Below are 20,897 nucleotides of genomic sequence, written 5' to 3'. Positions count from 1 at the left end.
TTACGAGATCAGGCTTTTTAATTCAAAACTTTGGAATGCATTGAACATGAAATCAAATTTAGCACATGAACCACCAATACCTCAAGGGCAAGTAGTTCATTTTCCAAAAAATGAGCGCAAAGCTATGTCGAATAAAGAAGAGCGCTACACCAAGATGCCAAATGGCTTAATTGACGGTCAGATCATGGCCCAGTTAAACGATAAGGCGTTTAAGTGTTTAATGTTTGTCATGCGTCAAACCATTGGATTTGACCGCGTATCTCACCCAATCGCCATCACTCAATTTCAAAAATATTGCGGTATCAAAAAACGCGATACGGTTATGTCATGTATTCGTGATCTGGAAGAACTCGGCTTGATCAAAGTTGAGAGAACAACAGGTTGTCTAAGTGAATATCAATTTACTCCTGACCAGTACCGCGAAAAGGGACTAGTACCAAATGAAGGTAGTACCCTTAAAGGTGACGGGACTAGTACCACCAAACGGGACGGGACTAGTACCGCGAAAGGTGACGGGACTAGTACCGTTGAACGGGACCCTATTAAAGAAACACTTAAAGAAACATTTAAAGAAAACTTTAAAGAGAAAAACGCGCAGGAAAATTCAGTTGATCAGGTATTGAATCTCTGGACACCAGATTTACATTCTCTGAATTCTTGGTTACAGCGATCAGGTGAAACCCCGATGACCCAAGAACTGGTGAATCAGATTTTACTTGAAGTGAATGCTCACTACGAACCACGTTTGAACGCAGGCTTGATCACAGACACCCAAATGTATTCAAACTTCGTGAAGTGGATCAAGCGTAAATACACTCAAAAAACGTATCAACCTTCTGAAAAACAAAATTCTAATCTGGATGTGAATACAGCTTGGGCAGACCAAGCATCGCAACATCACGCACCAGTAAATTCACCAGTCCATATCCCGGAGGACTTTGTATGAACGCAATGTCGATGCTGACTCAGGGATTAAAACAAACACAAGCGATCTGCTCGAAACACAAAATAGCGATGGTTCAAGCCGGTCCATATCACAAATGCCCACAATGCGCCGTAGAGTTTCTGGAAGAGCAAAAGCGCAATGCACAAGCTGAAATTGATCGTACCGTACGTGAAAAACACTTTGCAGGGGCAATGCTTCCAGAGCGCCATGCAACATCAGGTTTTAAGAATTACAACGTTCAACACGCTGGACACCAGAACGCACTGAATCAGGTTGTTTCCTTTGCCAAGAACATGATCAGCGGCCACAGAAACAATTTTGTGATGGTTGGACCTACTGGTACAGGAAAAACTCATCTCAGCTGCGCTACGGCTCGAACATTGCTCAACAAAGGCAAGTATGCACGGTACATCACCAGCGAAGATCTGGCACAGCGAATCATGAACGCATGGGAGCAGCCGGACGCTACAGAAAAATCTGTGATTTATGATTTCAGCCAGTACGACCTGTTGATCCTGGATGAATATGGATTGCATGACCGTGATAAACGTCGGGAGTTGGTGCACAAAGTTTTATATGCACGCTATGACCGTATGAAGCCAACCATGTTGATTTCGAATCTCACATTGGCTGAGCTTCAAAAAGATTTAGGTGATCGTCTTTGGTCTCGTTTCCAGCAGGGCGGACTAACCTTGGTGGAATGCAACTGGGCCGATCAGCGTGTAGGGGGTGGGGTGTGAGTGATTACCTAGAAATGAATCTTGAGCAGCTTCAAAAAGAACATGCCGAGCTGCTTGCCTTTAATGAAAATTTAGATCGTGAGCGTAATGAATATCGCAAAGATGCTCGCAAGTACGCCAAGAAAGTTCAAATGATTGCAAGCCTATTCGTTGTGCCGAGTGATGACCATGAATTAACACTCAAAGCTATTAAAACGATTGTGGAACAAGTAGGGGGTGGGGTGTGAATACAACAATTGAAGAATTTTTGAAAAATGGTGGCGAGATTAAGCAAATTGATTCTGATGATCATTCAAAAATCCATAGGAAAGTTAGCTTTGAAGATCAGATAAGTTTGATGCTTTTTGCTTGTTATGCCACTACGCCATTTTCAGTGAAGGACGTGCAAGAAGCTGTTTTTGATTTCCATAGAACCACTATTTACAGCCTGCTTCAGGAGCATGTCAAAGGTGGTTATTTGGAGCGTGTATCAGAGAGTCATTACCGTGCAACTGCATATGCCAAAGACATTATGAATGTAAAGGGTGAAATTGCCGTATGAAGGATCTAAACAAAGCGCTGATGTTTATTTTCATGGCTATTGCCGCTGTTGTATTGAGGGTTTGGGGTGAATGACTAGCTACTCAATCGCTGAATACAAAAAGATGGTGAAAGCCACCAAACCTAAAGGGAGATCCATACGCCCCAAAGTTAAAGGCGAAAAAGTACCGAATGAGTTTGAAACAAAGCTGGCCAGAGAACTTAAAGCTCTAAAAATTAACTTTGAGCAGGAATTTGAGTTTCACCCAAAGCGGAAGTGGAGAGCAGATTTTCATTTAGTGGGTAAAAAAATATTGGTTGAGGTTGAAGGTGGGATCTGGAGTGGTGGCAGGCACACAAGGGGCAAAGGGTACTTAGGTGATTTAGAAAAATATAACGCAGCAACAATGATGGGTTTTCAGGTAATACGGTTTAGCACAGAGCAAGTGAAATCAGGTTTAGCGATACAGCAGATAGAGAAGATGGTAGGGGATTTGAGATGAATGCAGCGGCGAAAATTGAAGTGATGGATTGGACGAAATTTACAATTGAAGAGTGGCTGAAGCAATATGGGGCTTATGTTCAGACCTGCCGTATGAAGTCAGGGAATGAACCAGATTCGCTTGGGGTGAATCAGATCTATTGGCTGATCTGTGAAAATAACAAAGGGTTGGCACCGCGTAAGGATCAGTTGGTTTGTAAGATTAATGATTTTGAGGCTGAACAGGTCCGGAAGTTGATTGTATCTGTCAACAAATCAGAAGCGATTTGTTCTTCAGCAAAAGTAGCTGTGAGCATTTTTATTGATAAATGTGTTCGTGGGATGTCATTGCGTCAACTCGCTGATGAGCGCCGTCTTGGGAAATCCTCTATCGACAGTATGGTGTATTGCGGAAAGTTTTATTTAGCAGGACATGATAAACGCTTGCGTATTGATTAATCACTTGCTTGTCCGGACAGGATATGGCATATTTCTGTTATAGTGCGCTTGAGTAGTCAGGTCACTAACTATATTTCAAACCTCGCATTTGCGGGGTTTTTTTGTGGGGAACTAATATGGCTACTAATGATGGTAATGAGTTTGATGTAGATCAGTATAAGGCTGTGTATGAATTTCAGCAGAAGCAATTTGAACAAGCGAAAAATCAATCTGTACGGCTAGATGATAAAGCTTCAAAGTATCTTACATTCACAGCCATAATAATTACTGCGATAAGCATATTTGCTAAAGAGTATTTTTTTGGATCTAGTGATGACGGGCATTCATTACTATTTTATCCAATTCTTTTCACTATAATGCTTAGTGTTATTAGCCTGATAGTCATATCAAGGTTCTTATTCATCTGTTTGAAGGTGAATGAGGTTGAGAAGCTATCAAGTAAAATATCAATGGTTGAATATTGGTTGGATAATCCGAAATCAACTATTTATTATGAGCTTTCAAAGCAACTGAGTGGAATTATTGATAAATATGACTCAGCCAATTCAGCGAAAGTTAAAAATTTAATTAAAGCTTTCAATGAGATAAAATTCTGTGGATTACTTTTGTTGGTGTCGGTATTATTGATCGTAATTGAAGTTATTTTGAAATAAGTGATGTCTAGTCAGAATCAACCACCAAGTCCAAGACCTCCATCATCACCACCGCCTCAAACAGATAAAGAATGGATTGTAGTGATTGATCCATCAAAGGGTGGTGATAAGAAGTGAGTACTCAAAGACCTATTCCTGCACCACCACCACCGACAATTAAGATAGGTGATACGATTCCTAAGAAAAAAGTAAATAAGGTTTTTTGAGGATGATTGTATTTAGTTTTTATAAGTTTTTTGGGGATTAGAAATCAATACTTTTGATGAGTTGCCATTAGTTCTTCAATTACAGCATTTGGCGCAGAGAGCTGATTCAGATATCGAAGAATTATTGAGGAGAAGTATACTTGTAGCGACCAAACTTAATTTAGATGAGTTTGAGCAATGGTGCCGTAACGAACTGTTTGGATATAGTGAGAATTATGAGAGCCTGCCAAGTTACAGGAAAAAAAGAGGGAAACTGTATATTCGCAATCCTTATCATGGTTTACAGCCATTCTATATAACAGATGAAGACACCAATGAATTAATAACAAGAGCTGATTTTTCTCAATCAGTTGGAGAGTTGCTGAATTTAATTCAAATGGAAAGTTCATGGCTTGAAAAGCAACTATCAAGTGTGGTGGTCGATTTTCTTCTTAAGGCGCAAGGGGATTATCCATGTGAGCCTGTATTAACAGTTGATAAGTCTATTGCTCGTAGTGTGCTAACACACGTTAGAAATCGAATATATGATTGGTCTTTGACTTTAGAAAAAAATGGTATTTTGGGTGAGGGGATGCAATTTACTCGCGAAGAAAAAGAAAAGGCTATAACTAGTACAACTTATAATATTGGAAATATGCAGGGTATCGCTGGACAAGTTCAGGATAGTAAAGTTACTCAAACCAATCAGATGATTGTAAATCAGATGGATCTTTCAACACTGTTAACTACACTTAAGAGTGTGGGAGTTAACGAAAATGATCTTCAAGAGTTGCAAGTTGCTTTGGCGGAAGACGGGAAGCCTTCTATAAAGGATAATTTTGGTATAAAAGTTTCTAAATGGTATGGGAAAATGATTTCAAAAGCGGCGGATGGTAGTTGGGAAATTGCAATTGGTACCGCAGCTAATCTACTCACGCAGTCTTTGAATAGTTTTTATGGCCTTAGTTAATATTTTTCTAAAAAATACAAAAAACCTGCTTTCAGCGGGTTTTTTATTGTCAGGAGAAAATCATGCTCCAATTCCTACAAAGATTATTCTGCTTCCACCACTACGATTATGAGTCCGATATTTTTATCCAAGTGGAATGTCGTAAGTGTGGAAAGCATCGAGACAATTACACGAATTAGCCGATCGTATTACGGCAATCAAAACCCCTCGCATTCTAGATGTTGAGGGGTTTTTATTTTCTTATTGGTGGTATCCATGACAGACAAAGTACAAGCTAAACAAGACTTAGAATTTTGCAGTACTGAGCTGTCTAAGTATCAGAATCTCAGCAGATCTGGATTGACGCGTCATCAAATGATAGTAATCGATGAAATTATAATTAAGCTGAAAGAACGCATTAATAATTTACGGTTCACTTTGTATGGATGAAAAGGCTTATAAACTTTTCACCCAAAAAATCCCGCCAAAAAAGAAATCGCGTGTCAGACCCCTACCTAAAGCTGGTGAAAAATACTTAGAAGCATTCGATCGATTAAAAGAAATCTTGGATCGGATGGAAATCAAATACGAAGAATATTTTCACTTTAAAAGTACGAAGCACTGGCGTTTTGATTTACACCTGGTTGGCTATCTCACATTAATTGAAATTGCTGGTGGGCCTTGGTCTGGTGGTCGAAAAGGTAAGTTGGCCACAAAAGCTTGGAGTATGGATCGCTATGACCATGCTGAAGAAATGGGTTATCGATATCACCGCTTTGAAGTTAATGACATCAACATGGGTCGTGCAACTACCTGGCTTAGAAATTTAAAGGCATCTTATGGAACAGTTCAGACCATTCCCGCCGACGGAGCTGATTGATCAGGCTGAGGAAGAGGAAGTCATTCGTTTGGCACCAGCACCAGAGCTTAAAGAATGGGTCGTGAATAACTGGCTTACTCTCGGTGGTGAACTACATAACCCCGATCATGATCATATTGCTGAATTACTGCATGACAATGAAGAGTTCCTTGCATTCGCCTGGGCCTCATCTGCCGCCGTAGCGAAAAAACGTATGGTGCTGGGCCAATGTGAAAAGGTCATGTTTAACCAAGGTGGTTGGAAGAAAGCACGCCAGGAACAGCAAATGCGGGACTGGTTTGGTTTTGTGCCTCAATATCTCATTACCGTAGATGCTACTTATTGCGAACAGGCTACAGATCGTGAGTTCTGCCGCTTGATTGAACATGAGCTGTATCACATCGGTGTTGAACGGGATGAAGACGGCGAAATCATTTATAGCGATATGACTGGCCTACCTAAGCATTACCTGGCTGGCCATGATGTGGAGGTGTTCTTTGGTGAAGTTAAGCGTTGGGGTGCAGACGAGTCGGTAAAACGACTTTTGGAAATTGCCAAGAATGCGCCGTTTGTATCTGAAACAAGTATTGCTGCGTGTTGTGGGAACTGTGTCATAGGTTAAATTTTTTTGCCTATCTTCCTTGACGTACCTTGACGGATAGAGAGAAATGGCAACATTAAATAAGAAGCAAAAAATCTTTATAGTTCGTTCACTTGCAGTTTTTAACACACCACAAGAAACTGTAGTGCTCGTCAAGGAAGAATTTGACTTGGAGGTCTCCAGACAACAAGTTGAAACCTATGACCCAACCAAGCGAGCTGGCAAGGATTTAAGCGCCGAATTAAAAGATGAATTCGAATTAACGCGTAAAGACTTCTTGGACACACCACAAAATATTCCAATTGCTAATTTGTCAGTGCGTTTGCAACGCTTGGAAAACCAATATCAGAAGCATGGTAAGAACCGTGTAGCCGCTTTAAGCATTCTTAAGCAGGCTGCTGAAGATGTAGGTGGCAAATACACCAATAAAACAGAATTGACTGGTGCAGGTGGTGGACCACTACAAAGCGAAAATATTACCTATGTGACTGCTACTGATGAGCAAGTAAGGCAGGCAATAGATGAACTCGAAAACGAATATTGATCCTGTCAAAATCAAAGCAAAACGTGTGAAATGTGAAAAGGAACACTTATTTTTTACACGTGCATTTTTCCTGCCTCGTATGGGCTTTAAGTTCTCGGTCAATTGGCACCATGAATACATAGCCTGGGCAATTGATGAAGTCATTGCTGGTCGCATTGAAAACTTAGTCATTAACGTTCCACCGGGTTCGGGTAAGACTGAATTACTGACTAATCTGATTGCACGTGGTATCGCACGGAATCAGCGTTCAAGATTCTTATATTTATCATTCTCACAATCACTTGTAGAGGATGTGTCATCCACGGCGCGAAACATCGTGAAATCGGTCGATTTTCAGGGCTTATGGCCAGTTAAGATCTCGACCAGTACCGATGCTAAGGCAAGCTGGAAAACGACTGTAGACGGCTATGAGGCAGGGCACGTTTATTCTGCTTCAATGGGTGGTCAGGTTACGGGCCGCCGTGCAGGTACATTGGCTGATAATGGATTTACCGGTGCGATTATCCTGGACGATCCGCTCAAGCCTGAGGATGCATTCAGTAAGACGGCACGTAACAAAGCAAATCGTAAGATTCTGAACACGGTCAACTCACGTAAGGCTAAGTCCTCCACACCAATTATTCTGATCATGCAGCGTTTACACGTTGAGGATCCGACTAACTTTGTGATGACGGGTAACGTCCCGGGCAATTGGCATCAGATTTCGATACCGGCCCTGATTGATGATGAATACATCAATGCGTTGCCAGAGCATATTCGAAAGAAAGTGCCGCGAGATGTCGAACGTGATGAAAAAGGCCGTCAAAGCTACTGGCTTTTGAAAGAGTCATTACTATCGTTGTTACAGCTGGAGAAAGGTGGCCAAGACAAAGACGGCGCTACAGTGTCTCGTTATACATTCAGCAGTCAGTACCAGCAGGCACCGAAAAAGCTTGGTGGCGATCTGGTTAAGGCTGAGTGGTTTGATCGATACCTTGAGCTACCAGTTCTGAAGTGGCGTGCGATCTGGGCAGATACGGCGCAGAAGATCAAAGAGCACAATGACTTCTCAGTGTTCTTATGTGCGGGCCTTGGGTATGACAATCGCCTATATATCATCGACGTGCGCCGTGGTAAATGGGAAGCACCTGAGCTGATTAAGGAAGCTAAGGCTTTTATCAATAAGCACAAGGAAAGCAATACCAAGATTGGCAAGCTTCGGTACATGGCCATCGAGGACAAAGCGTCTGGAACGATGCTGATCCAGAACATCTCTCGTGAAACGACATTACCAATTAAGGCGATCCAACGTGATACAGACAAACTGACCCGGACCATGGATGTAGTGTTCTATGTCGAGGATCGTCGTGTTGTTCTGCCTGTAAGTGCGCCATGGTTACTGAACTACGTAGAAGAAATTGAGGGTTTAAAAGCTGATTTCACCCATGAACATGATGACCAATGGGACCCAACGATTGACGCGATTAATGATTCACTTGCGAAAAAGCCGACTGTATTTGATTAGAGGTATTTATGGCTAAAGATAAAAAGTCGGATACAGGCGGTAAAATTAAAACGCTTGTAGCTGATGCAGTAAAACAGGCAATGAATGCCATTGGTGATGCTGGCGCATATACAAACTTGGTATCGAATATTGGTACCGAGCGTGACAAGGCTTCGCATGGTAAGTTCGTACGGAAAGACATTGACGATGATCAGCTTGAAGCGGTGTACCAGAACTGGCTCGCACGCCGTATTGTCAATCGTCCTGCTTCAGACATGCTTCGTGCTGGTTGGTTCTATGAAGGCATTCAAGGCGATGATTTAAAACGCCTTGAAGAAGCGTGTAAGGCATTTCATTTAAATCAGGTGCTTTTATCTGGCTTGATCCTTTCGCGCCTCTACGGCGTTGTATATATCCTGCTTGGAACGGCTGATGGTGCTGCATTAGATCAACCTTTAGATATTTCGAAACTTGGCCAAGGTCGTTTGGAATTCTTTACGGTGGTTAAGAAGAAATATATCAAACCGGACAAAAACACATATTTGCCACCGTCGGCATGTTGTGGATTGCTCAAACAGCCTGAATTTTACGACATGAAGATGGGAAATGAGGCGAAGAAGCGCATTCACTATTCTCGCTTAATCCATATTGCCCATGCGGATGTGGTGAATGAAGAACCTCAAAGTATTTTGCAGGAAGTCTATGAGGATCTGCTTGACCATGCCAGTGTGAAGCGCGGATCTGCCAGCCTGATTCATGAATCGAAGATTGATGTGATTCAAACACCCAATCTGGTCGATAAGATCAAAGAGGATATGAAAGGGGTTATGGAGCGCTTTATGTCCGTAGGCTTAATGAAAAGTCTGAACGGTATGCTGGTCCTTGATGCTGAGGAAGAGTACAGCTCGAAAACGTATAACTTCGCTGGCTTGCCTGACATGATGCGTGAATTCTCAGTACAGACGGCAGGTGCGGCAGATATCCCTTATACGATTCTGTTTGGTCAATCACCTGCAGGTATGAATGCAACCGGTGAGCATGACACTCGGAATTATTACGACTCAATTGCCACTAAGCAGGAATGGAACCTTAAGCCGATCTTGATGAAATTTCTCGCTGTAATCTGTCAGTCTACGTTTGGGCGTCAATTTCCTGAGCTGAATGTGGTGTTCAATCCACTCTGGCAATTAGATGCGAAAGTCCGTTCAGAGGTGGAAAAAGCCAATGCTGAGCGTGATGAGAAGTATCTCAATATGGGCATCATTACTGAGCCTCAGATCGCACGTCAGCTGAATATCGACGGCGTTTACTCTGTGATTAGTGAAGATCACATCAAATTGCTGGAAACTATGGTGACAGCCAATGACGACGATCATACAGATCCTTAAGCCTCAGCTTCAGCAGATCAAGAAACGCAAAAAAGGTCGTAAGGCTAAGCCTAAGGCTGTTAAGGTCAATCGCCGTGTTGAGTTGTTCTATACACGTCAGCTTTTAGAAATATCCAAATATTGCCAGGAACAAACCAAGGATTTTGTTTTACCTACGATAGGTCAAAACATTGGTGATAGCTGGGTGACGGATATATTCACGGCGTTACGTGAAAAGATGGTGAAGTACACCATTGAAGTGTCGGTATCTTTAGCCACTAAGGTGGTTATGGATACCAGTAAGGAAGTGGACAAGCAGATTGCCAGTCATACCAAGACCATTCTTGGTGTGGACCTTACGCCGTTTTTCCGTGGTGCCGATATTCAGGATGAGATTGATACTCAGATTGCTGCAAACATTTCTCTGATTAAGTCTATTCCAACTCAATACACCGATAAGCTTGAAGCCTTGGTGATGAATGCCTTGCAAACAGGGCAGACCAACGAGGAACTGGCACAGGAAATTAAAAAGCTCGGCCATAGTACTGACTTTCGTGCACGACTGATTGCAGCCGACCAGATGGGCAAGATCAACGGCGCTATCAACAAGAAGCGTCAGGAATCAATGGGTGTAGAAACTTATGTATGGCAGTCAGCTCAAGATGAGCGTGTACGAACAGATCACAGGCATAAAAATGGCAAGACTTTTAGATGGGATGATCCACCTTCAGGCGGTCATCCAGGTCAACCGGTTCGATGCCGATGCACGGCGTTGCCGAATTATGAGGATATCTTGATTGATTGATTTGTCTTATAATTGTTCAAAATTTAGGAAGGAAAATAAAAATGAATGATTATGAACACCTTGAGGATCAATCTGTAATAAACATAGACACCAATGAAACGGATATAGTGTCTGTATATCGTAAACAGGAATTTAAGAATACAGATGGTATTAACCTGACGATTAACAATATGTTATACGTGAATTCCGAGGGGGAGGTATTAGCCTATATCGGAGATAAGCAATACCAATTGAGACGAGAGCCGTATTCTATTTTTGAAGCTTCAATTTCATAAAGTAAGCCCACTTCGGTGGGTTTTTTATTGCCCACAGAAAGTTGATTTATGTGCTGTAAAAACTGCTGTATCTGCTCTTGTATAAAAGGTTCTGGCTATCAACCTAAACCAAGACCAATTCCATCTGATATAGAGACACCGCCACTTGTCATTTATCCACCAAAGAAACCATAGCAGACCACCGTAGGGTGGTTTTTTATTGAGCTCAATTTATGAAACTCATTTACCAACTCAAAATTGGTGACTTTGCTCCAAGCGAAAGTACGCGCTCATTTACTCAAGAAGGGTATTTGAAATGCGTCAACGTGCGCTTGGCTAAAGCACCTCAAGTCCGTCAGTACTACGCTTATGAATTTCCAAATTTGGAGGGCTATTCAGAGGATCAGGTCATCAATGTCTATGTGGCAGCGGAAGATCTATTCAAGCCTGAAGTGATGAAAGGATTCGACGGCGTAGATGCAACGGACTATCACCCACCTAAAAATGAAATCAATGCTTCCAACTGGAAGGACTACCACATTGGCAATTGTGAGAATGTGCGCCAAGAGGGTGAATTCATGCTGGGTGATCTGATCATCAAAGATCAGAACAGTATCAATTCCATTCAAAACAATGAGCGTGTCGAAATTTCATTGGGCTATGGAGCTGATCTTGTGCTTGAACAAGGTACAGCACCAGACGGTACGCCGTATCAAGCCCGGTTTATTAATTTTAAAGGCAATCACGTGGCGCTGGTGAAATACGGTCGCTGTGGCGGTGATTGTCGCGTCGGTGACCATAAACCAAACCCAAAGGGGAAAAAGATGGAAGTTAAAGTAAACGGTATTCGCTTTGAGATTGGTGACAACCAAGCGCTAGCTGATGCTGTAAAGCAACAAGAAGACCAACTCGAAAACTTGAAAGCAGCAAAACTTAAAGTCGGTGACAAACAATTTGCCATCGGTGATGAATTGCCAGCTGTTCAGGCAGTGGTTGATACCTTGCAGACTGAAAATGCTCAGTTGAAGCAGAAAGTTGGTGATCTGGAGCAAAACCAGATGACACCTGAAAAACTTGATCAAGTCGTAGCAGAACGCGCGTCAGTGGTTGCGGATGCCGTTGCATTGGTACCTGGTATCAAAACTGAAGGCTGTTCATGTGAACAAATCAAACGTGACGTGATTGCTGCCAAGGCTGGTGACACGTTGGTGACCGCTGTACTCGGTGGTGTCGCCGTCGGTGATGCTAAGCCTGAACAGATCGACACGGTATTCCGTGCACTGTCAGCAGTGAAGTCGACCACACCAGGCAATGCAGTCGGTGATGCATTACATCAACAGCAACAACAGCAAAACCAAGGTCAAGACCCTAAAGAAAATAAGGGTTATGACAAGTCTGCTGCATACAAAACAATTTAAGGGGAACTTGAATCATGGTTCAGCAATTAAATGCGGTGGTCGGTCAGCGTGGCCGTTTAACTGCCAAAGAAGTTGTACTGTCATTACCGCTTTCAGGTCTGACTTTAGTCGATGACGGTGATGTGGTTGTCCGCACGACTGATGGCAAATCTGTAACGGCTGTGGCAGGTGCTACACCTACACGTTTTGGTGTGGTGGTACGCCACGGCGTTGGTAAGACAGGCAAAACGGCGGCTGGTAAAGAAGCCTATAAAGCGGCTGATATGTTGCCTGTGATGTTTGAAGGTGCAATTTGGGTCAAGCCTACAGCGCCAATCACTGACATTACTGCTGCGGTATACGTAAAAACTGCAAACGGTACCACAGCAGTGCCGTTGGGTTCTTTGTCGAGCTCAGCAACTGACGGAACAGTATTACCAGGTGCAGCATGGGAAACCGTGACAGGTGCCGATGGTTTAGCCCTTCTTAATCTTCGTGGAGCTTAATAACACATGAGCAAATTAGCAAAAATGAAAGCGCGTTTAACGCCGATTTCACATGCCATTCAGGCACAAGTTGGCGATGCGTTCAACATGGATGCATTGGCACAGCTCTTCGTAAAGATCGAAGAACAAAACGAAATTACACCACAGCTTGCACAGGTCCTTGACTACGCCAAGTTCATCCCAGTGACCAATGTAAATGCGGTTTATGGTGGTGGTGAAATCCTGTCTCGTAAAAAAGGTGTGGGTATTGGTGAAGACTATGCTGGTACCGGTGATGATATTCCACTTGCAGAAGTTGAATACGACACCGTGAGCCTGCCGGTGAAAGTGGGTGTGATTGGCTACCAATATTCAGTCGTTGAATTGGCGACTGCACAGCAAATGAACCTCACGCTTGAAGCGGATAAAGTTCAGGCTGCAAACTTGGCTGCTGAAAAGCACATGTCGAATGTGGCTTGGTACGGTTACACCAAAGCCAATGCCAGTGGACAGCTTGAACAGGTGAATGGCTTCTTGAACCAAACAGGCGTGACCATCGTGACAGGTCAGCATGATTGGGCTACGGCGACCATTGAAGAGGTTTTATCCGACTTCAATAACTCATTGGCTGATTCGTCAGATTTGTTTGATGGTGATTCTTCAATTGAGCCTGACACTTACTTAATGGCATCAGCGCAGTACACTCACTTATCGACACGTGTCGTGCCAGATTCAGGCGGTAAAACATTCCTGAAGTACATTGAAGAAAACAATATCTTCTCAACTCAAGGCAAACCATTAGCCATCCGTGGATCTGGCCGTGGTAATGGTAAGGGTACCGCAAGTGCTGACCGTTCGATCATCTACCGCCGTGATCCATCATGTATCCAGTTCAAAGGTAATAGCGTTGAGTTCTTGACAGCGCAACCGAAAGGCTTGGATGTGCTTGTACCTGGTCACTACAAATACCAGGGCGTTTGGCTGAAGCGTGTTGATTCGCTTCGTTACCTTGACCATGCATAAGGATTAAAACCTCATGGCTAAATATTCATATAAATACAGCGGCTCTAATGCCGCTTTTGTTTTTGCTGGGGTAGCAACTTTACCAACAGGCATCGCCGTATTACTTGAAGCTGACCAACACAAGGCACTTCAAAAAAATAAGTTCGCTAAGCATTTGATTGATGTGGGTGAGCTGAATATTGAAGAAATTGCTGAACCAAAGTCTGCTTCAAGTGGTCGTGGAAAGCCAAATCAAAACAAAATTGACGATGGCAAAGGCAAGGGTGATGAATCCAAAGGTGGTGAGCTCACGATTGATGAGGTACGTAAAGCACTGACTGATCTTGAAATTACTTTCTCTGAAGATGAAACCCTTGAGCAGCTGCAAGCCAAACTTACTCAAGCTACTGAATAAGGTGATCTATGGACCCACAAGCTTTTAAGTTGAAGTTTAAGTACGACACAGCGCTGATGAATCTACAAGATGCAGAAATTGCAGATGCGTTAGAGGAAGCGGATCTTGTTGTGAAAGTACTTGAATTTGGTGATCTGAAAGAACGTGCTGTGGGTCTATATGCAGCACATATTCTCAAGGTTGCACTCAAATCCAAGTCAGGTAACAGCTTTTCAGATGCGTCGAGTATGACCATTGCAGGGCAGAGTGTGAGTTTTTCACGTACTGGTACCGATGCATTTTATAACCAAAGCATTTATGGCCAGCGTTACCAGGCATTAAAAAATTCAATTCCAATCGGCAATGATGGTACCAATCCCAATCGTTTAGGCGTTGGTGCTTTCGTTGTTTAGGAGCAAAGCATGTCATTTAAGTATAAAGCGCCTGAAAATTTCAAAGCGACTTCGCTTGAAATTGCAGGCACCACATACAAGATTGAAAAAGGTGTGATCGAGTCGGATATCGACATTGCTCACATCTTGGCACCGCATGGTTTTAAACGTGCGTTACCTGAAGCCAAAGCAGAACCTAAAAAGGAAACTGCTACTGCAAAGTAGGTGATGTATGAGTGATTACCGTGTTGATGCTGATGTTGATTTTAACGAGGTCAATGAACGTGTACGTGCTGAAATACGGCGCACGGTAAATGCACTCACACTTAAACTTCAGCGCACCATTCAAGAAGACATGCTGACAGGTCAGCGTTTGAATGTGCAGTCTGGACGTTTAAGAGGATCCGTTTCATCCAAGGTGGAAGAGGATAAGGACTGGATCGAGGGTACAGTCGGTGCGGGTGGTGCTTTGGTACCTTATGCCTTTGCTCATGAATTTGGGCTGAAAGGTGCGATGGCGATTAAGGCACATTTGCGAACGATCAAGAAAGTCTTTGGTCAGCCAATCACACCACGTCAAATCATGATCAAAGCCCATTCTCGTAAAGTCGACATGAAAGAGCGCCGTTTTATGCGTGATTCATTGGATGAAGTGGCGAAGATCGTGCCGAAGAATATTGATGCTGCAATTGAAAGAGGATTAAGCAGTGAACAGTGAAGCCATTTACCAGGCATTGTTTAGTCGTTTGTCAGGCATCGAGGGGATTAAAACCACAAGTCGGCGCTTAAAACATTTCAATCACGTTGCACCTGATGACCGTCCTGCCTTATTTGTGACGCAAGGCAATCAAACCGAAGCACCAATGAAAGGCTTGGATGCCAAGGTTGAACTTGAAGCGGAAGTGTACGTTTACATTCATGAATCAGATCCATCAATACCGCCGTCGGTACAGTTGAATCAGATGATTGATCAAGTACGTGCCAAACTTGTACCGGACAATCCTGATATATGTGAATACCAAACCTTAGGGGGATTGGTCGAGCATTGCTGGATCGAGGGTACGATCGAAGTTTTTGAAGCAGTTGAAAACATGCTCGATGACCAAGGGATTGCCATTATTCCGATTCGAATCCTCACCACCACCTAAAGCAATTCATAAACTCCATGACCGCCAATACGGCGGTTTTCTCATTTTTAAGAGGTCGATATGGCTCAATATTTATTTGGTGCCGGTAAAATCTTTGCCACACCATTACAGGATGTGCACGGTAATCCAATCACCAATGGCACACCCGTTGAAGTGGGCGTACTGCAGTCAACGTCAGTTGATATCAGCTATGACTTAAAAGAACTCTATGGCCGTGGTCAGTTCGCCGTAGATGCCGCACGCGGTAAAGGTTCGATTAAGTGTAAAGCAACCATGGGTCGCATCAACGGCGCATTGCTGAATTCCATTTTCTTTGGTGGCGTGGTCAGTGAAGGTGGTATTACTGCAGTCGCACAAACCATCAATGGTGAAGTCGTTGCAGCCTCAGTAACACCTGTCGTTCCGAATAGCGGTACATTCGTGAAAGATTTAGGCGTGACTGATGCTAAAGCTATTCCATTAAAGCGTGTGGCGAGTGCACCGGTTGCAGGTCAATACAGTGTGGATGAAGCGACAGGTGTTTATACCTTTGCAACTGCTGATGTGGGTAAAACGGTATTTATCAGCTTTAAGTACTCAGCAACTGTTGCAGGTGCCAAGTCGGGTGTCGTAAGCAACTTGGATATGGGTTATACGCCTGAATTCAGTGTTGATTTATTCCGTGACTACAAAGGTAAATTCTTTGGTATGGAATTCTTCCGCTGTGTCAGCAATAAGCTTGCGTTCAGTTCAAAACAGGATGATTACGATCTACCTGAGTTTGAATTCCAGCCAATGGCCGATGATTTAGGCCGTGTCTTCAAATGGACTACTTCGGAGTAATACCAGATGCAATTTAACCAGGTCGAAAACCCACGTGGTAACCCGCTTAAAATTAATGGCCAGATTTGGATTTTTGCGCCGTTGTCCTTAGGTGCTGCTGAAAAGCTGATGCCAAAGCTTAAAAACTTTGATCCAAGTGACTTTGCTTTAGTGGCAGATGTTGCACATAGCTCATTGAAGCGTAACTATCCTGAAATTACCCGTGAATACATTGCTGATGAACTGCTTGATATTGGCCACGTGAACGCCGTATTTGAGACGGTCATGGGGGCTTCTGGTCTGGTTTATACAGGTGAAGACGAGCAGGCAACTGATTCGGGGGAATAGACTGGGAGGAGCTGTACACGCATTTGGTGCTGACCTTAGGCAAGGATTACGACTATGTGCGTAATGAATTGGATTTCCCAAGAGTCAAAGCATTGAATGCGTATCACAAGCAGTGTCCTCCCAGCCATGTTGGTATTCAACGTCTGTGTCGGATCCTTGAAGCATTTATGGGAATCGAAGACAGTAGTGGTTCAGATGATACGCAAAGCGATGATGAAGATGATCTATTTGCGGATCTGCAGAACTTTCCTCAGGGTGGCTAAGGTTACCCTGATTGTTTTTTAATTCACATTTGGTTAAAGTTTGTGTGAATTTTATAAAAACTTGGATATAACCATGAAAAAAGTATTAGGGGTAAGTTTGTTGGCGGTGGCTTTAGTGGCATGCGCTACACCATCATATAACTATAAGCCGCAAGTCACTCATATTAGTACACCACCCTTAAATCAGGTAGCAACAGCTTATATTGGAGAGTCACTACTTGAGCAAGGGAAAGTAATTCAAGCTGATGGAATAAAACTTAACGATCGGCAGATGCTAGATAAAGCAAAGATGGCTCTTTCTGCTGGCACATATATAAAAATTGGCGAAAATGAAAAACAAGAATTTTATATGCCACATAGCGGCAGTGACTCAGGAAAGGTAGAGAAAGTTTCAATGATGTCATTTGACCCAAGTGGTTTACAGTCTATCGTTGTTGAAAAAAATACCAACAAAGTTTCTCTAATATCTGCAAATGTAAAAAGTTACGATGGCGATCTTATTGATTTTACAAAAACAAAAATAACAACTAAGGATACAAACTCATTTCAGCAAACTTTAATTTACAACGGCAAAGTTGGAAATAAAATCAATATTGGGTATCGTGAATTTTCAGGCGACCTAGCACGTCCGGCTTTTGCAAATAGTGTAGAGTATGACCTGAATGATTCAAAAATTATTGGATATAAGGGGGCTAGGTTGGAAGTAATTTCTGCCGATAATCAAAGTATAAAATATAAAGTCCTACAAAACTTCAACCAAGCTATTCAGTAAGTAGTCTAGTTAAACAATGACCGCCTCACGGCGGTTTTTTTATGCCTGTAAGAGAGGAATTATGAGCAACAATCGAGTGGAAGTGCACGTTGGTGCGAAGACTTCTGAACTTAAAAAGGGCATGAATGATGCTGAGAAAATCGTTAGTGATGGCGCTAAACGAATTGAGAATACTGGGAGTAAGGTTAAATTTAAGCTGGATTTCTCAAGCATTAAAACTGGTTTGGATGACATAACCAAGAATATCAACAATAGATTTGAGGATATTGGCAAATCAATTTCAGGAAATCTGACTAAAAGTTTTGCCGCGATCGGTGTTGGTATAGCGGCTTCTGTTGGGACAGCAGTTATTGGATTGGCGTCATTAACGTCTGAAGTTGGTCGAGCATCTAAAGAATTGGAAATTCAAGCACGCTTGGCTAATACAACCACAAAAGAATTCCAAGAGTGGGCATTTGCTTCTAAATCAGTCATGGTTGAACAGGACAAACTATCTGACATCATGAAAGATGTGAATGATAAGTTTGGTGACTTCATGCAAACTGGTGGTGGAGAAATGGCTGATTTCTTCGAAAAAATTGCACCAAAAGTGGGGGTGACTGCCAAAGAGTTCCAAGGTCTTACTGGTCCACAAATTCTTGAAAAGTATTATCAAACGTTAGAGAAAGCGAACGTATCCCAAGCTGAGATGACTTTTTACATGGAGTCAATCGCTAATGATGCAACACTATTGGCACCATTGCTTGAGAATAACGCTGAGAAGTTGAAACAATATTCAAATCAAGCGCATGAGCTTGGCTTGATTATGGATCAGGATGCAATTGCGAAGACTAAGGAATTCAATACTGCGTTAAGTACAATTCAGCAAACTATAGACGGCGTATTCACAAGACTGGCTGCTCAAGCAGCACCAGCACTAACAAATCTAGCAAATGATTTCCTTGGTTTTGCATCAAGATCCAGAGAGGGTATTGATAGTGCAGTCACGGCGATAATCACAACATTCGAAAGCCTTCTCGATATTGTTCAAAGTCTATTTAGTACGATCAGTGGGATTTGGAGTGATTTAACAGCCGATATTGGTGATGGAGCGATTCAACAAGTAGGGTTTATGGATCTAGTCGCTGGTGCGATGAATGGATTCGCAGCTGTGGCAGTTGGTCTGAAAGTTAGTATTGAAATTGCTTTTGCTGCTATTCGTGCGGTCGTTGCTACAGTGTGCCAAGCAATTAATATTTCAATGAACACTGCAATGAATGTATTTGGAGGATTCCGGGATACGATTCAATATGGTCTTGATGTCTTGTCTATTAAGTTTCAGACCTTTGGCAATGTTGTTAGCAATGTTTTGAACTTTAACTTCTCGGCTGCCAAAGCATCATGGGAAAGTGGTCTATCACAATTAGGTTCAATTACTGATCGCTATACAGGTCAGATGCAGTCGCGTCTAACCAATTTAAAAACAAGTTGGAATACCGGTGTAAGTAATACAGCTAATGCTTGGGGTACAGCAGGTTCAGCTATTGTGAACTCCGCAACAACGGGTGGGCAAAGACTTCAAAATCTGTTCTTAAAAAATCCTACTGTGGTCGGAACTGCACCACCACCTACACCATCACCAACATTTAACCCAAATAAGGGTATTGGCACAGGGGTCAAAGACTCTAAAGGAAGTTCGGCCAAATCAAAAGCTGATGCTGATGCAAAAGCAAGAGAGAGGGCAGCAGAGCAAGCAGCTAAAGCACTTGCCGATATCCGATACAAGTTTGCGACAGAGGAAGAAAAGATTGCTCTGGATCTTAAGAAAGCTTTGTCTGATATCGAGAAATCAAAAGTCACAGATGTTGAGAAAGTAAAATTTAGAATCGTCGCTGAAAAAGAGGCAAGCGATAAAACAATTGCTTTGCGTGTTAAGGAATTTGAGGATATTAAAAAACTCAAAGAGCAACTCATTGAAAATGATCTACTCATTGCCCAGCGTTCCTATGAAATAGATAAAGCTAATATCCAAGCTGAATTTGATGCTAAAAAGATTTCAAATGTTCAAAAAGCACGGCTTGAAAAAGAGTTAGAAGACAAATTGCGTGAAATTAAACGCAGAGGGCTTGAGGATCGACTTGCACTTGAAAACCAAATGTCTGGTATCTCAGGGAAACAAGGCAATCAGAATCAGATTATGAACAATATTTCTGATTTGGATACTGATCAAAAGGTTTCCGATACCAAGCAAGTAGGAGTTCTTTCAGATGCCCAAATGAAAGACTTTGAAGATAAGTTTGGTGGTTTAACGTCACGTATGTCTGGTCTATGGGAGAAAGGTATTCAATCCATGATGAATGGAACACTCACATGGAAAAATGCCATGAATGCCATATTCACAGAACTTGCTGGTGAATTCATTCAAAATATGATCACCGAACCAACCAAAAAACTAGCTAAAGAACTCGCTGTTCGTTTGGCTACGAAGCTTGGATTCATCAAAACTGAAACCGCTGCTGAGGTCACAGGTCAAGCTGCACAGACTGGCGCCGTAGTTGCAGGTGAAACCACCAAAACAATGGCAACTAGTACAGGTGCTTTGGCGCGTTTGGCCATCAAAGCGGGTGAAGCGATTAAGTCCATCATGATGTATGCCTGGGAAGCGATGGCGGGTGCATTTAAAGCTATGGTATCCATTCCTTACATTGGTCCAGTGCTTGCTGTGGCGGCTGGTGCTTCTGCATTGGCATTGGTCGGTGGTCTTGCTGGCAAAATCAAATCTGCTCGAGGCGGTTACGATATTCCTGCAGGTGTGAATCCAGTAACTCAATTGCATGAAGAGGAAATGGTCTTGCCTAAACAACATGCCAATACGATCCGTGCCTTGGGTAAAAACTTAACCTCAGATGGAGGAATAGGTGGAGGCGGTGGAAGTTCAGCGCAGACCTTTAACAATTTCACGATTCAAGCTTGGGATTCAAAAGACGTTCGCCGTTTTATGGAGAAGCATGGTCGTGAATTGGCAGGTGGTCTGAAAGGCTATAACCGTAATTTTGGTCGATAAGGGGGAA

28 protein-coding genes are annotated in these 20,897 nt (G+C 42.7%); all 28 read left to right on the top strand.

Going from position 1 to position 20,897, the window contains the following annotated elements; all coding sequences use genetic code 11:
- Positions 1–46: 46 nt before the first annotated feature.
- Positions 47–946 (top strand): replication protein, encoded by a 900-nt coding sequence (locus FTU82_RS00945; RefSeq protein WP_180100929.1) that lies wholly within the window; start codon positions 47–49, stop codon positions 944–946.
- On the top strand, positions 943–1,686 hold the full coding sequence (locus tag FTU82_RS00940; protein WP_180100928.1) for an ATP-binding protein: 744 nt from the start codon (positions 943–945) through the stop codon (positions 1,684–1,686). Before FTU82_RS00945 ends, FTU82_RS00940 begins: the two co-directional genes overlap by 4 nt.
- Entirely contained in the window at positions 1,683–1,913 is a 231-nt protein-coding gene (locus FTU82_RS00935; RefSeq protein ID WP_180100927.1) for a hypothetical protein, read from the top strand. Before FTU82_RS00940 ends, FTU82_RS00935 begins: the two co-directional genes overlap by 4 nt.
- Positions 1,910–2,227 carry a hypothetical protein gene (locus FTU82_RS00930; protein ID WP_180100926.1) on the top strand — a complete coding sequence of 106 codons (318 nt, stop codon included), beginning with the start codon at positions 1,910–1,912 and terminating at the stop codon, positions 2,225–2,227. Before FTU82_RS00935 ends, FTU82_RS00930 begins: the two co-directional genes overlap by 4 nt.
- A 70-nt stretch (positions 2,228–2,297) precedes the next feature.
- Positions 2,298–2,708, top strand: coding sequence for a DUF559 domain-containing protein (locus FTU82_RS00925; protein WP_180100925.1), 411 nt, complete (start codon positions 2,298–2,300; stop codon positions 2,706–2,708).
- Positions 2,705–3,145 carry a hypothetical protein gene (locus FTU82_RS00920; RefSeq protein ID WP_159137893.1) on the top strand — a complete coding sequence of 147 codons (441 nt, stop codon included), beginning with the start codon at positions 2,705–2,707 and terminating at the stop codon, positions 3,143–3,145. The genes FTU82_RS00925 and FTU82_RS00920 overlap by 4 nt, the downstream gene beginning before the upstream one ends.
- Before the next feature lie 116 nt (positions 3,146–3,261).
- Entirely contained in the window at positions 3,262–3,798 is a 537-nt protein-coding gene (locus FTU82_RS00915) for a hypothetical protein (protein WP_180100924.1), read from the top strand.
- 267 nt (positions 3,799–4,065) lie between these two features.
- The gene (locus tag FTU82_RS00910) at positions 4,066–4,953 is read left to right on the top strand and encodes a hypothetical protein (protein ID WP_180100923.1); all 888 of its coding nucleotides are present in this window, start codon (positions 4,066–4,068) and stop codon (positions 4,951–4,953) included.
- 421 nt (positions 4,954–5,374) lie between these two features.
- Positions 5,375–5,812 (top strand): hypothetical protein, encoded by a 438-nt coding sequence (locus FTU82_RS00905; RefSeq protein WP_180100922.1) that lies wholly within the window; start codon positions 5,375–5,377, stop codon positions 5,810–5,812.
- On the top strand, positions 5,772–6,413 hold the full coding sequence (locus tag FTU82_RS00900) for a putative metallopeptidase (protein WP_180100921.1): 642 nt from the start codon (positions 5,772–5,774) through the stop codon (positions 6,411–6,413). Before FTU82_RS00905 ends, FTU82_RS00900 begins: the two co-directional genes overlap by 41 nt.
- Positions 6,414–6,459: 46 nt before the next feature.
- Entirely contained in the window at positions 6,460–6,936 is a 477-nt protein-coding gene (locus tag FTU82_RS00895) for a DUF2280 domain-containing protein (RefSeq protein WP_180100920.1), read from the top strand.
- Positions 6,914–8,440 carry a phage terminase large subunit gene (gene terL, locus FTU82_RS00890; RefSeq protein ID WP_180100919.1) on the top strand — a complete coding sequence of 509 codons (1,527 nt, stop codon included), beginning with the start codon at positions 6,914–6,916 and terminating at the stop codon, positions 8,438–8,440. Before FTU82_RS00895 ends, terL begins: the two co-directional genes overlap by 23 nt.
- Positions 8,441–8,520: 80 nt before the next feature.
- The gene (locus tag FTU82_RS00885) at positions 8,521–9,807 is read left to right on the top strand and encodes a DUF1073 domain-containing protein (RefSeq protein ID WP_180100952.1); all 1,287 of its coding nucleotides are present in this window, start codon (positions 8,521–8,523) and stop codon (positions 9,805–9,807) included.
- Positions 9,782–10,591: a phage minor head protein gene (locus FTU82_RS00880; RefSeq protein ID WP_180100918.1), complete on the top strand. Its 810-nt coding sequence runs from the start codon at positions 9,782–9,784 to the stop codon at positions 10,589–10,591. Before FTU82_RS00885 ends, FTU82_RS00880 begins: the two co-directional genes overlap by 26 nt.
- 41 nt (positions 10,592–10,632) lie before the next feature.
- Positions 10,633–10,866, top strand: coding sequence for a hypothetical protein (locus FTU82_RS00875; RefSeq protein ID WP_180100917.1), 234 nt, complete (start codon positions 10,633–10,635; stop codon positions 10,864–10,866).
- 212 nt (positions 10,867–11,078) lie between these two features.
- Positions 11,079–12,263 carry a DUF2213 domain-containing protein gene (locus FTU82_RS00870; RefSeq protein WP_180100916.1) on the top strand — a complete coding sequence of 395 codons (1,185 nt, stop codon included), beginning with the start codon at positions 11,079–11,081 and terminating at the stop codon, positions 12,261–12,263.
- Positions 12,264–12,277: 14 nt separating this feature from the next.
- Complete coding sequence (locus FTU82_RS00865; RefSeq protein WP_180100915.1) at positions 12,278–12,748, top strand: hypothetical protein; 471 nt, start codon at positions 12,278–12,280, stop codon at positions 12,746–12,748.
- Positions 12,749–12,754: 6 nt separating this feature from the next.
- On the top strand, positions 12,755–13,750 hold the full coding sequence (locus FTU82_RS00860; protein WP_077670451.1) for a DUF2184 domain-containing protein: 996 nt from the start codon (positions 12,755–12,757) through the stop codon (positions 13,748–13,750).
- Between the two features lie 13 nt (positions 13,751–13,763).
- Positions 13,764–14,144, top strand: coding sequence for a hypothetical protein (locus FTU82_RS00855; RefSeq protein ID WP_180100914.1), 381 nt, complete (start codon positions 13,764–13,766; stop codon positions 14,142–14,144).
- A gap of 8 nt (positions 14,145–14,152) precedes the next feature.
- Positions 14,153–14,536, top strand: coding sequence for a DUF4054 domain-containing protein (locus tag FTU82_RS00850; protein WP_180100913.1), 384 nt, complete (start codon positions 14,153–14,155; stop codon positions 14,534–14,536).
- 9 nt (positions 14,537–14,545) lie between these two features.
- Positions 14,546–14,740, top strand: a complete 195-nt coding sequence (locus tag FTU82_RS00845) for a hypothetical protein (protein ID WP_180100912.1) — start codon at positions 14,546–14,548, stop codon at positions 14,738–14,740.
- Between the two features lie 7 nt (positions 14,741–14,747).
- On the top strand, positions 14,748–15,233 hold the full coding sequence (locus FTU82_RS00840; RefSeq protein WP_180100911.1) for a hypothetical protein: 486 nt from the start codon (positions 14,748–14,750) through the stop codon (positions 15,231–15,233).
- Positions 15,223–15,663: a hypothetical protein gene (locus FTU82_RS00835; protein WP_180100910.1), complete on the top strand. Its 441-nt coding sequence runs from the start codon at positions 15,223–15,225 to the stop codon at positions 15,661–15,663. The genes FTU82_RS00840 and FTU82_RS00835 overlap by 11 nt, the downstream gene beginning before the upstream one ends.
- Positions 15,664–15,723: 60 nt before the next feature.
- On the top strand, positions 15,724–16,485 hold the full coding sequence (locus FTU82_RS00830; protein WP_180100909.1) for a hypothetical protein: 762 nt from the start codon (positions 15,724–15,726) through the stop codon (positions 16,483–16,485).
- Between the two features lie 6 nt (positions 16,486–16,491).
- On the top strand, positions 16,492–16,812 hold the full coding sequence (locus tag FTU82_RS00825) for a hypothetical protein (protein ID WP_180100908.1): 321 nt from the start codon (positions 16,492–16,494) through the stop codon (positions 16,810–16,812).
- A 26-nt stretch (positions 16,813–16,838) separates the two neighbouring features.
- Positions 16,839–17,075, top strand: a complete 237-nt coding sequence (locus FTU82_RS00820) for a hypothetical protein (protein WP_180100951.1) — start codon at positions 16,839–16,841, stop codon at positions 17,073–17,075.
- Positions 17,076–17,148: 73 nt separating this feature from the next.
- Positions 17,149–17,847: a hypothetical protein gene (locus tag FTU82_RS00815; RefSeq protein ID WP_057063841.1), complete on the top strand. Its 699-nt coding sequence runs from the start codon at positions 17,149–17,151 to the stop codon at positions 17,845–17,847.
- Between the two features lie 61 nt (positions 17,848–17,908).
- Entirely contained in the window at positions 17,909–20,890 is a 2,982-nt protein-coding gene (locus FTU82_RS00810; protein ID WP_180100907.1) for a phage tail protein, read from the top strand.
- Positions 20,891–20,897 lie beyond the last annotated feature (7 nt).

The sequence above is a fragment of the Acinetobacter sp. YH12151 genome (assembly GCF_013418355.1).
In the GTDB taxonomy this organism is placed as follows: Bacteria; Pseudomonadota; Gammaproteobacteria; order Pseudomonadales; family Moraxellaceae; genus Acinetobacter; species Acinetobacter pseudolwoffii.
The sequence above is the reverse complement of the archived record's forward strand: the minus strand, read 5'-3'. Positions and strand labels throughout refer to the sequence as shown.